At 61.9% G+C, this 12122-nt stretch carries 8 protein-coding genes and 1 tRNA gene; 2 read left to right on the top strand and 7 right to left on the bottom strand.

The annotated features are described in order from the left end of the window. Positions 1-163 precede the first annotated feature (163 nt). From D2E23_RS07690 to D2E23_RS07670, 5 genes are all read right to left on the bottom strand, one after another. Positions 164-625, bottom strand: a complete 462-nt coding sequence (locus D2E23_RS07690) for a very short patch repair endonuclease (protein ID WP_277596559.1) — start codon at positions 623-625, stop codon at positions 164-166. Between the two features lie 50 nt (positions 626-675). Beyond that, positions 676-2847, bottom strand: a complete 2172-nt coding sequence (gene malQ, locus D2E23_RS07685; RefSeq protein ID WP_126030363.1) for a 4-alpha-glucanotransferase — start codon at positions 2845-2847, stop codon at positions 676-678. Positions 2848-2944: 97 nt separating this feature from the next. Then, complete coding sequence (locus tag D2E23_RS07680; RefSeq protein ID WP_126030362.1) at positions 2945-3670, bottom strand: AbrB family transcriptional regulator; 726 nt, start codon at positions 3668-3670, stop codon at positions 2945-2947. An 11-nt stretch (positions 3671-3681) separates the two neighbouring features. Further along, entirely contained in the window at positions 3682-4326 is a 645-nt protein-coding gene (locus D2E23_RS07675; protein ID WP_126030361.1) for an IMPACT family protein, read from the bottom strand. Between the two features lie 54 nt (positions 4327-4380). Then, the gene (locus D2E23_RS07670) at positions 4381-5367 is read right to left on the bottom strand and encodes an NAD(P)-dependent oxidoreductase (RefSeq protein WP_126030360.1); all 987 of its coding nucleotides are present in this window, start codon (positions 5365-5367) and stop codon (positions 4381-4383) included. A 958-nt stretch (positions 5368-6325) separates the two neighbouring features. On the opposite strand from D2E23_RS07670, the gene D2E23_RS07665 reads away from it, so the two are divergent. Then, positions 6326-6412 (top strand) — tRNA-Ser (locus tag D2E23_RS07665). Positions 6413-7017: 605 nt separating this feature from the next. Further along, positions 7018-8502 (top strand): DNA polymerase IV, encoded by a 1485-nt coding sequence (dinB, locus tag D2E23_RS07660; RefSeq protein ID WP_126030359.1) that lies wholly within the window; start codon positions 7018-7020, stop codon positions 8500-8502. A gap of 297 nt (positions 8503-8799) precedes the next feature. Here dinB and D2E23_RS07655 read toward each other — a convergent pair whose 3' ends face one another. Together D2E23_RS07655 and uxaC are read right to left on the bottom strand one after the other, a co-directional pair. Beyond that, the gene (locus D2E23_RS07655; protein ID WP_126030358.1) at positions 8800-10221 is read right to left on the bottom strand and encodes a glycoside-pentoside-hexuronide (GPH):cation symporter; all 1422 of its coding nucleotides are present in this window, start codon (positions 10219-10221) and stop codon (positions 8800-8802) included. 201 nt (positions 10222-10422) lie between these two features. Further along, positions 10423-11829 (bottom strand): glucuronate isomerase, encoded by a 1407-nt coding sequence (uxaC, locus tag D2E23_RS07650; RefSeq protein WP_126030357.1) that lies wholly within the window; start codon positions 11827-11829, stop codon positions 10423-10425. Positions 11830-12122 lie beyond the last annotated feature (293 nt).

Raw genomic sequence — 12122 nt, 5'->3', positions numbered from 1 at the left:
TGTTCCGGGCAGTCGTGGATTGGTCAGATCCGTCGTGCCGCATTATCCGTGGGCTCCCTGAAAGTCCTAATGGCGAGTGGGACAGCGCTTTGAAGGACCCCTGGGAAACACAACAATCAATTAGCATACCGCGTTTTTCACGTTCGTCAAAATAAGTACGGTATCACGACACGCCGGTGATTTCGGCGTAAAGACGCTCCAGACGGGCTTCGCGCACGGCCTTGCCGAGCTCGCATTCCCATACCACGATCACATGCCAGCCCATGGCCTCGAGTTCGGCGTGCTGACGACGATCACGATCACGATTCCTTGTGAGTTTCGCCGTCCAGAATTCCACGTTCGACTTGGGCATCGTATGCTTGGCGCATCCTTCGTGCATATGCCAGAAGCAGCCGTTGACGAACACGACGGTATGCCATTTCGGCAGCACGACGTCGGGATGACCGGGATACCGCTTGTCGTTCTTGCGGAATCGCAGTCCCCGGGAAAACAGATAGCGACGAACCATCACCTCGATCGAGGTGTCCTTGCCGCGGATGTGCGACATCGTGTAGCTGCGGGTGCCGCGTTCGTATTTCTCCGTCGCGGCGGGCGAAACGGACGAAGGCGGGGACCCGGCCTTCACGGCCTTGCGGGTCCTCGCCTTCGTCGTCGATCGAACGGAGTTCGCAGAGCTCACTTCTCGCCGCGCATCACGGCAGCGAGGGACTGCACGCGCTCGTTGGAGAACAGATTCTCCACGCTCACCACGCGGCCATTGCCATCGGCGAGCGGAATACGCCAGTTCGGATACTCGTTGTTGGTGCCCGGCTGGTTCTGCGTACGCTTCTCTCCCACGCCGTCGGTGATGGTGGCGCACAGCAGCTTCGACGGGGACGCGCACAGCGCACGATGCATGCCTTCGATGAGATCCTGCTCATGCTCGGCCTCGTTGTTCAACCAGCCGCGCTTGATGAAGCCGCCGTCGGCGAGCATGGACAGCAATGCATCGTGCTCACGCTTGGCGTCGGCCATGAACTCCTCCTCGCTGCCGGTGAGCAGATGCAGCTGGCTGCGCAGCTTCACGTGCTCGTAGGTGAGGTAGCCGGCGGTCGGCGGAATGTCGTGCGTGGTCACCGAAGCGAGGGTGAGCGGACGCCAGTCCTGCGGCCTGCGGAACTTGCCGTCGCGCTGCTCGAACCACTCGATGGCGCAGCCGAGCAGACCATGCTCGGCCAGCGAGTGGGCCATGTATTCGGGCACTACGCCAAGATCCTCGCCAACCACGACGCCATGGGCGCGCGTGGCCTCGAGGGCGAGAATGCCCAGCATGACCGCAGAATCGTAGTACACGTAGGCGCCCTTCTTGGCGCTACGACCTTCGGGGATCCACCACAGGCGGAACAGACCGATGGCATGGTCGATGCGCACCGCGCCCGCATGAGCGAACATACCGGCAACGATGTCGCGGTAGGCCTTGTAGCCGGTGGCCGCCAGATAGTTCGGGTTGAGCGGCGGCTGGCTCCAGTTCTGGCCCTGCTGGTTGTAGAAGTCCGGCGGGGCGCCCACGGTGGCGCCGTAGGCGAAGCGCTCGGGGTTCCACCACACGTCAGAGCCGTACGGGTGCACGCCCACGGCCATATCGCTCATCAGACCGATCGTCATGTTCGCGTCCTGCGCGGTCTGCTGGGCGTCGGCCAGCTGCTCGTCGGCGATCCATTCGAGCCAACGGTAGAAGTCCAGCGTGTCGGGGTACTGGCTGCGCAGCTGCGCCACCTCGGGCGAATCGCGGTTGAAGGTCTTCACCCACGAGCCGGGCTCGCCGGTGGGGGCGCCCCACTTGTCGTAGGCCAGGCACCACGTGGCATAGCCTTCGAGATCCTCGCCGGCCTTGGCCTTGAACGCATCGAACTCCCGCTGTCGTTCAGGAGTGCGTCCGGCCTTGAAGATCGTCCACAGAGCCGGCATCTTGGCGTTCCACATGGCGTCGCGATCGATCTTCTCGGCGTCGTCGTTCAACGCGCCGACCGTCTCGTGCAGACGGTCGATCTCGGCCTTGGCCTCGTCGGACAGTTCCGAATATTCGGGCACGCTCTGCGGATTGATGTACGTGAAATTGACGAACCGGCGCGAGATCGGCAGGTACGGCGACGGCGTCAGCGGCGTGCACGGCTCGCCGGCATGCACCGGGTTGATGAGCATGAAGTCGGCGCCGGTCTTCTCCTTGGCGTCGCGCAGCATGGTCTTGAGATCGGCGAAGTCGCCGACGCCCCACGAATCCTGCGAGCGCACGGAGTAGAACTGGGCCATCCAACCCCACAGGTGGCCGTTCTTCATCGGGTCGAGCAAATCGATCTTCGCGGGGGCGCTGATCAGCGTCGCCTTCTCGGTACGGTTGCCCACCGTGACGATCAGCGTATGGTAGCCGAGCGGCACGCCGGCCGGAATCACCAACGCGGAATTGACGATGAACTTGTCGCCGATCGCCTTGGCCATGGCGCCATCGCCGGCCACGCATTTGATCGGTTCGGAGTATTCGGTGCCGTCCTCGAGCACGAGTTTGGCCGACGGGACGTCGAACACCTCGTTGTTGACCTTGACCTTGCTCTCCTGTCCGGCGATGTGCAGCAACGTTGCCGGCACGAGACGGCTGTAGCGCTCGGCGTCGCCCTTGCGCAGGGAGTCGAGGATGGCTTCCTTGCTCGAAGCGTCAACGCCAAGACTGCGCAGCACATCGACCAGGACGTCATCGTCGATCTCGACGTATTCACCTTGCTGGCCGACGTAGAACGTGGCCACACCCTTCATCTTCGCCAACTGAATCAGCGGGCGCGACAGGCGTTCTTTGGTTTCTTCTCGCTGTTCCATGGTTTCAGCTTAACCCTGAAACGCCGGTTATATCGTTTGACATTCCGTTTTTACCCGATCGAAACGGCTTTTTTACCGTACACCCCCTACCATGCGCCTATCGCGCGTCGCCATTGCGACGTTCCACGGCGTGGCGGACCTCCTCGGAGGGATCGTTCGCCAGGCGGGCCAGCGTGTCGGCGTTCGTGTTGGGATTCAGGGCCACGGCACGGCGGATCATCGACGTGAGCACGGCCGGGCCGGGCATATCGTCGTCGGCACCGAACCGGGAGAGATAGTCGAGGATTTCGGCGCCGTTGCGCGTATCCTCCGCGCCTTCCATACGCATCTTCCACGACGTGTTCGGATTGCGCAGCGCCACTTCGCGAATCTCGTCGACGTCGTCCTTGGTCAGGCGCCCGACCAGCCAGTTCTTGTCGGCCGTGTTCTTGGCCACGGCCTCGCGCACGGACGGATCGGGATCCACGCTGAGCTTGACCAACACGTTCGGGAAGGGCATGGTCTCGGCGAGAAACACGCGGTCCGCCACGTCGGTATGCAGGTTGCCGGCCACGGCCTCGAGCAGTGCGGTGGCGCGGGAGAATGCGGCGGCGTCGGAACGGTCGGGCAACGGACGACGGGCGAATTCGCCGAGCTCGGCCGGATCCTCGGAGTGGCGGAGACGTTCGTAGGTGACGGTGAGCGGCTCGTGGTCGGTGTGGTCGGCGGATTCGGGCTGGGAGGTGGCCGGCTGCTGCTGCGCGGTTTCCTGCGGGGTCTCGGTTCCGGCGTTCTCGGACTGCACAGATTCGGGCTGCACGGGCTGCGGGGTTTCTTCGGTCATGGGCATCCAGCTTAGCCGCGGTCCGCGATGGGACGGTTGAAGCTGCCGCGGCGCTCCACCAGCACCGTGGCGTTGAACGTCTCCACCACGCGCGCCTCGAACTCGTCGTCCGACGGCTGCGGCACGGAGAACAGCATGGTCACGCAGTCGGTAAATTCCTCATCGTCCACCGTACCGTCGAGCTGGGAGACGAGCTGACGCATCATGGCCAACTGCGGGTACTCCACCACCGTTTCGTACTGCACGCACGGAATGATGTTCGCGCCCTGCGCGGCCTTCACCGCCAGCGATGCAGCCGATGAATACGCGCGGATCAGACCGCCCGAACCCAACAGGATGCCGCCGAAATATCGGGTCACGCATACCACGCAGTCGGTCAGCCCGCCCTGGCGCAGCACGTCGAGAATGGGCTTTCCTGCGGTACCGCTCGGCTCGCCGTCATCGCTCATCCGCTCCCCCAGCCGTCCGTCCGAACCACCCCACATGGCGGCGAACGCCACGTGTCGCGCCTTGGGATGCTGGTCGCGGATCGTCTGTACGAACGCGAGCGCCTCATCCTGCGAATCGATGTGACAGGCGTCGCCGATGAATTCGGACTTCTTCTCCACCAGCGAGTCGTGTGCCGGCGAATCAGGGGTGTTGAGGATCGTGCGCATGGTCGGTCAGGCTTTCATGATCGGAGGTGGTCAATGGGCAGAGAACGTTGGCCGTCAGACGACGTTGTACGATCCGCCGTCGAGGAACGCGATGACGGATCGAACGTTCTGCTGCACGATGCCGGCGAGCGCCTTGCCGCTGCGCCATGCCACGTGCGGGGTGAGCACGGTATTGGGGCAGTCGCGCAGGGGTGCGTCGGCGGGCAGCGGTTCGGGCGAGAAGACGTCGAGGCCGGCGAAGATGTCGCCCTTGCGGAGGCGTTGTTCGAGCGCACCGGGGGCCACGAGTTCCGCGCGGGCCGTGTTGAGGAAGATGCTGCCGGGACGCAGCAGGTCGAGGTGACTCGCGGTGATGATGCCACGCGTGGCGTCGTTGAGTGCCAGATGGGGGCTGACCACGTCCGCGGTGGCGAATACGTCGTCGATGCTTGACGCACGACGGGCGCCGAGTTGTTGCAGCGTCTCGTCGTCGGGGTGGCGCGCCCAGACGGTCAGGTTCATGCCGAGTCCGTGGGCGAGTTCCGCCACGCGGTGTCCGATGCCGCCGAAGCCGATGAGGCCCATGGTCAGGCCGCCGATTTCGGTGATGTCGGAGCCCGGCCAGCCTTCCGCGCGGGTGCGTACGTCGAGTCGTCCGGCCTTGTGCGTGATTTCGAACAGCAGGGCGATGGTGTGTTCGGCCACGGCGTTGTCACCGTAGTGCACGGCGTTGCACAGCATGAGGCCAAGGTCATGCGCGTGATCGATGTCGACGAAGTTGGCGATGCCGGTGCCGCCGAACGTGATGCAGCGCAGTGTGGGCACGAGTCGGTCGAGAATGTCGTTGGTGAAGTGAATGCCGGTGGTCATGGCCACGTCGGCGCCGGCGAGACGGTTCAGGATCTCGTCGAGATCGAGCGTCATATCGGTGTGCATGCGCACGCGGGCCTTGGCGGCGATCTCGTCGAGGCTGCGTTCGAGGTAGGGCACCATGGAGGGGAAGCACGCCGGGATCACCACCAGCGGCAGATCGGTACGTTCCATGTTCCGTTCGATGATCATCGGCTCCCCCCTGTTCGTGCGGAATTACGACCGCTGCTGACCGCTTGCCGGTCCGTTGTCAGTGTAGTCATCAGGGTGTCCGGAAGGTTGTTTGGAGACGGCATGCGGATATTCGTGGAGCATTTGCGGGACAGTGCCGGCTGACGGGTGGGATCCGGCTGCGGTCGGCCTGTAGCCCGTCCGTTCCGACGACACGCCCGCGACACGGCGCTATGAAAAATTTCCTATCGTTGTTTGCCGCACCTTTACCCGACCGACATGTTCGTTTCAGGAAATCATGTGAGCAATAACATCCGCATGATGACGACGAATCGTTTCGCCGGTAAAATGTGCGACTTCGTTCGATTGTGTTCTCTTAAGTGAATTAATGGACATGGGTATGACGTACGTACGAAAATCACGTCCGCACGGCGGAGCGAAAACGAGATATCGTGAGACGCGGAGACGGGCGGACAACGGCGTACCTCCGTCCCCGCTCACTCGAGCGGGCGATTTCCATCAGCCGTAGCGGTCACGCAGTCACAGTGCTAGTCGCAGTATTCAGTCACGCCTATTCCGTTTTCTCGTCTCGCTTTGCCCGTTCACCCCACCTCACCCCGCTCCACTTTGTCCCCTCGCTCGCCTCTTACTCCACTTTTCCAAGCTCGGCCCGCCCCATTCAGCCTCACCGCGCCCCACGCCTTCCCTATCTCGCCTCGTCTTCCCCCGCCTTGCCCCATTCAGCCACACCTTGACCTCACGCCTTCCCCATCTCGCCTCGCCCGACGCAGTAATATTCCCTCTCCGTGGGATCAAGGCAGCGGAGTCCGCATTTGCCGAAACGCATACACCGCACAACGAACATCCGCCCGGTTCGACACGGGACGATTCCGACATGACAACACCACAAACATGCCAAATTGCGCAAAATCCACAAGTGGTGGTACAGTATTGATCTGTTGCGCTCAAGCGGCGCAACGGAGTGATGCCTGAGCGGCCGAAAGGGGCACCCTGCTAAGGTGTTAACTGCGCAAGCGGTTCGGGGGTTCGAATCCCCCTCACTCCGCAGGCGGCTCCCGGAAGCAATTCCGGGAGCCTTTTGTTTTTCCCGGGAATACCAATAGCTCCAAGGCTTTCCTCCATCGGCACTACCGATGCGCTTTTGGCGCCGTCAGCACCGGAGCGGTGACAAAATAGGGGGAACAAATAGGGGAACAAATAGGGGAACGATTCGGAGCCAACGGAGGACTTCCTCGCTTTGCTGAATCTTGTTTCCACGAACTCACCCATCCTCCATCACAACGCGCCTTACCATGCGCAATCCACATGCCGGAATCGAACGGCGAATCCATCTCGGGATGCGAGATCATCTGCTCTTCACAGCGCCAAACACCCGTTCTTCATAGGGGTTTTCGGGTGTTTGACGCTGTGAAAGCAGGAAACACGGCTTCCTACGCCCGGACACGTCCACACAGCAAGATCAGACGGCGAATATATCCCACTATGCGGGAACATCTGCTCTTTGGGGCGTCAACATCCCGTTTTTGCGCCGATTTTCGGGAATTTGACGCCCCAAAGAGCAGGATTCGGGATTTTCGCGCCCCAAATTCCGTCCCAAGCGGCTCCGTCCCGCACTCCGCCAGTCCCACACGCGCTCGCTACCATGGAGTCATGAGTACTTCGCCACGTCTTGCCGCCGCCAAACGAGACTGGGGTCATGACGAGACGGGCTGCACCACGCTGCACATCGACATGGACGCCTTCTTCGCCTCCTGCGAGATCGCTCGACACCCCGAGCTCAAAGGCAAACCGGTGATCATCGGCACCGGTCCCCGATCGGTGGTGTCGGCGGCCAGCTACGAGGCACGACCGTTCGGCGTGAACTCGGCCATGCCCACGGCCACGGCACGACGACTGTGCCCACAAGGCGTTTTTCTGCCCGTAGATATGGCGTATTACCGGGAGATCTCCCGACGTGTGTTCGCACTGTTCGGCCAGGTGACCGATCGCATCGAACGCGTGTCGGTGGACGAATGCTATATGGACGTGTCGGGGGCGCTGCGTCGTTGGGAGCGTCCCACGGCGATCGGCGCATGGCTGCGCTCCGAAGTGGCCCGCAACTTCGGACTCACCTGTTCGGTGGGCGTGGCGTCGAACAAGCTCGTGGCCAAGCTGGCGTCCACCAACGCCAAGCCCAACGGCATGCTGCTGATCCCGGTAGCGCGTCAGGCCGAATTCGTACAGCTGCTGCCATTGCGATCGATTCCCGGCGTGGGCCCGGCGCTCGGCAGGCGGCTTGAGCATTGGGGCGTGACCACGGTCGCACAGCTGGCCGAACTCAGCGAGACGGAGATCGCGCAAGCCTGCGGTTCCGCCACGCACGCCCATTCGCTGTATCTGGCGGCCCGAGGACTTGACGAGCGTGCGGTGACGCCGGTCTCCCCGGAAAAGTCCATCGGCGCGGAACGCACCTTCGATCGGGATGCCGTCACCGCCGGCGAGGTGACGAGTCTGCTGCTGTGGGGTGCCGATCGCGTGGCGTCCACGTTGCGGGGCAAGCGGCTCATGGCACGTACGATCACCGTAAAACTACGGTTCGCTGATCTGTCATATTCGACCAAGTCGCATACCGTGGAGACCCCGGTGACCACGGCGAGCGCGATCTATCCGGAGAGTGTGCGACTGCTGGAACGCATGTTGGGCATGCCGGAGGGCTCGGCGTCCGATGACGGACGGCATCTCCCCCGACCGGTGCGACTTGCCGGGGTGAGCGTTTCCGGACTTGCCGATACGGCGACGACGCCGGTGCAGGCGAGTTTCGACGATCTGCTGGCGGAGGAGGATGCCGATAGGAACCCGGATTCGGCGGGTGGACGAACGACACGTGTTGCCGAGAGTACGAGAAGGCATGGCGGCAGCGATGATGGCGGACATACCGGCATGGCCGGCAAACACGGACGGAGCGGCGGCAACGCCAGCGACAATGCCGACGACGTCCGCGATCATATGACGAACGCGACGATCAAAAGCGTGAATGCCGTGCGGATGAGTCAGGCGGAAAAGGCGTTGGATTCGATTCGTCAGCGGTATGGCAGCGATGCGGTGCGGTTGGGATTGCGCAGACCGCGGGGGACGCACCGGACTGGGGAGGAGTGAGCGAGAAGGTCAGAGTGAGCGCTGACGGTGCTGGATCCCTCCCTCAGTCCGGCGTTGCCGGACAGCTCCCTCCCACGGAGGGAGCACATACAAAGGGGATTTCGGCGTTCTCCCTCCTGGGGAGGGAGATGTCACGACGCATGTCGTGACAGAGGGAGGGAACACACGCAAAAAGGCCTCTGGCCCAGCGCCGGGAGGCAGCGCATGGACCAGAGGCCTAGAGGATATGCGGTTATTGGGGTCAGGTCAGCGACCTGACGGAAGCAAACCGGAGTCGGATCCGAAGATCAAATCGGATCAGAGGTTGCCCTTCTCCCACTTGCCGTTGTTCAGATCATCGGCGATCTTGCGGTACTTGTCGTCGGTCAGACCGTAGAGGAAGAAGATGATCAGCATGGCGGCGAACAGAGCCACGGCCGGGTACAGGGTCATTGCGCCCTTGATGCCGTTCAGGGTGGCCTGAGACTGCACCTGGTTGGCGACGTAGCCGGTGATGCCCAGGATGCCGGCGGTGATGACGGCGGCCAGGGACTGAGCGAGCTTACGGGAGAAGTTGAATGCGGCGACGGTGATGCCTTCCTTACGGATGCCGGTGTGCCACTCGCCGTAGTCGATCACGTCGTTGACGAAGGCCCAGGTGATGCCGTTCGGGATGGCGAGGCACACGTAGCCGATGGTCACGAAGATGATGAAGGTGACGAGGTTGGTCGGCAGGAAGTAGTTGATCAGGTTGGCGACGGCGCCCACGACGAAGCAGACCACGGCGACCTGCTTCTTACCGAACTTCTTGACCAGGAACGGGATGGAGAGGATGGCCACGATGGAGCAGCCCATCTGGATGGCGTTGATCACCGGCTGCAGACCCATGTTGCCCAGATTGTACTCGGCGAAGTACAGCATCATGGCGTTGTTGGTGTTCATGGCGGAGATGGTGAACAGGGTCATCAGAATGATGGCGAGCAGCGGCTTATTGGTAAAGACCACCTTGATGTAAGCGCCGACGCCTTCCTTCTCCTTGTCGCCGGTCTTCTCACGGTTAACCTGGATGTGCTCCTTGCAGCTGAAGAAGGTGACGGCGAAGCAGCAGACGCCGAGCAGGGCCATGATCGTGGCCGCCACGGCATAGCCATGGAACGTGGTGACCTTGCCGTTGGAATCGGAGAACAGCAGGATGATCGGGATGAAGGCCACGCCGGTGATCCACTGGGCGCCCAGCGAACCGGCCTGACGGGTGGTGGCCAGCTGCGCACGTTCGTCGACGTCACGGGTCATGACGTTCGCGAGACCCACGTACGGCAGGTTGGTAAACGAATAGCAGGTGCCCCAGGCCATGTAGGTGACGAACGCGTAGGCGATGCGTCCCCACATCGGGAAGTCGGGCATGGTGAACGTGATGATCGTCAGGATGGACAGCACGATGGCGCCGACCATCATGACCGGACGGAACTTGCCGTGCTTGCCGATCTTACGGCTGTCGACGAACGCACCGGCGATCGGGTCCATGAAGGCGTCGTAGATCTTGGTCGTGGCCATGATCGTGGCGACCATGCCGGGGTTGATCAGCGCGACGTCGGTGTAGAACTTGGTCAGGTAGGCCTGTCCCAGATCGAACATGAAGCCGTTGCCGAGATCGCCGAAGCCGTAGCCGATCTTCTCTCGCCAGCTCAGCTTCTTCTGGCCGTTAATCGCTTCGGCCTTTTCCTGTACTGCACTAGTCATCGTATTTTCACCTTTTGATAACAACCCGCAACGGCGACGATGTCGTTGCGGTCCTTCCTTTTCTTCTTCAGTTTTGCGATATTCAGTTATGAAACCGGCCGACGGCCGTATCGACGCGATCGGAAGCGCATCGACACGTGCCGTCGGAACGATCGTTCTCTCTTGATTTCTCGAATCGGCGCGAACGTCGATTCAGGTGGATCAGGCGAAGAGCTCCTTGGCGTTGTTGTAGGAGACGTCCTGCACCAGCGGAGCCAGGGTGTCGAGATCCGACGGGATCTCGCCGCGGGAGGCCCACTCGCCCAGCTGCTCGCACAGAATGCGGCGGAAGAACTCGTGGCGCGGGAAGCTCAGGAACGAGCGGGAGTCCGTGGTCATGCCCACGAAGTTGCCCAGCAGGGAACCCTCGGCCATGGTCTGGATCTGCTTGCGGATGCCGGTGCGGGTGTCGTTGAACCACCAGGCGTTGCCCAGGGCCATGCGCTGCTTCATGCCGCCCTGGAAGCATCCCATGATGGTGGTGATGGCCAGGTAGTCGTTCGGGTTGAGCGAGTAGATGAGCATCTTCGGGATGGAGTCGGTCTTGGCGGCCTCGTTGAGCAGGGCGGCCAGCGGCTCGGCGATGGAACGATCGTTGATCGAATCGTAGCCGGTGTCGGCGCCGTGGATGCCGAACTCGCGCTCGTTGATGTTGCGCATGGCGTGGATGTGCAGCTGCATGGTCCAGCCGTGGGCGTGGTAGATCTTCATGAGGTCCAGGAACAGCTGGGTGCGGTACTTGGTGACCTCTTCGAGGGTCAGCGGCTCGCCGGCGCGGGCCTTAGCGAGGATCGCGTCGCGCTCGGCCGCGGTGGACGGCGCATACAGCATCAGGTCGGCAGCGTGATCGGACAGGCGGGAGCCGTGCTCGTGGAAGAAGTCGACGCGCTTGTTGATGGCGGCCATCATGTCGTCGAAGGAGTTGACGGTGTCGCCGGTGACCTGCTCGAGCTGATCGACCCACTCGGAGAAGCCGGGCTTGTCCGGGTTCAGGGCCTTGTCCGGGCGCATGGCCGGGATCATCTTGAAGGTGTCGCCGCCATCCTTCTCGAACGCGATGTGGTACTCGAGGGAATCGACCGGATCATCGGTGGTGCAGATGGTGTCGAGGTTCATGCGACGCAGCAGCGAACGACGGGAGAACTCCGGGGTGGCCAGCATTTCGTTGGTCTTCTCGTAGATCGCCTTGGCGGTCTTGGTGTTCAGTTCGTCGGTGATGCCGAAGTAGCGGCGCAGCTCCTGATGGGTCCACATGTAGACCGGGGAACCGATGGCCTTCTCCATGGTCTGCGCGTAGGCATAGAACTTGTCCCACGGATCGCCGTTGCCGGTGATGAGCTCCTCCGGCACGCCGTTGGCACGCTCCAGACGCCACTTGTAATGGTCGCCGTAGTTGTTGCCGTCGGTGAGCCACGCCTCGACGATGTCCTTGAAGTTCGGATCCTTGTAGATCTCCTCCGGATGCAGATGGCAGTGGTAGTCCACGATCGGCATGCTCTCCGCGTAACCGTGGAACAGCTCCTTGGCCAGATCCGTGGTCAGCAGGTAGTCATCATCCATGAAAGCCATGGTCTCGTAACCTCCTTCGGTCCTTTCGACCACCGCGCACACTACGGCACAGGCCGCCACTGTGTGACTGTGATCGTGGTATTCCGTCTTTCCGTAAGGTCTGCGTCCATGCAAACCTTTGAACACTTCACACGATAGGAAGCGTGAGCCAGATCACTTTCTTTTGTTGCCAGCATTTGCCTCTTTTTTTGACTTTTGTTGACAATGTTGCAACTCATGGCAACGAACATGATGACGGACATGGCATTTTCTATGCTGAAATCAGCGTCTCCATGACGAGATCGCACCTTATG

It is taken from the genome of Bifidobacterium callimiconis, from assembly GCF_003952005.1.
Taxonomy (GTDB): Bacteria; Actinomycetota; Actinomycetes; order Actinomycetales; family Bifidobacteriaceae; genus Galliscardovia; species Galliscardovia callimiconis.
Note: the sequence above shows the minus strand (reverse complement) of the source record. Positions and strands in the feature narration are given on the sequence as shown.

Bases quoted from the DNA above. Each gene is read 5' to 3' on its own strand.
- malQ (WP_126030363.1), bottom strand. From the start codon at position 2,847: ATGGAACAGCGAGAAGAAACCAAAGAACGCCTGTCGCGCCCGCTGATT.
- D2E23_RS07680 (WP_126030362.1), bottom strand. From the start codon at position 3,670: ATGACCGAAGAAACCCCGCAGCCCGTGCAGCCCGAATCTGTGCAGTCC.
- D2E23_RS07675 (WP_126030361.1), bottom strand. From the start codon at position 4,326: ATGCGCACGATCCTCAACACCCCTGATTCGCCGGCACACGACTCGCTG.
- D2E23_RS07670 (WP_126030360.1), bottom strand. From the start codon at position 5,367: ATGATCATCGAACGGAACATGGAACGTACCGATCTGCCGCTGGTGGTG.
- dinB (WP_126030359.1), top strand. From the start codon at position 7,018: ATGAGTACTTCGCCACGTCTTGCCGCCGCCAAACGAGACTGGGGTCAT.
- D2E23_RS07655 (WP_126030358.1), bottom strand. From the start codon at position 10,221: ATGACTAGTGCAGTACAGGAAAAGGCCGAAGCGATTAACGGCCAGAAG.
- uxaC (WP_126030357.1), bottom strand. From the start codon at position 11,829: ATGGCTTTCATGGATGATGACTACCTGCTGACCACGGATCTGGCCAAG.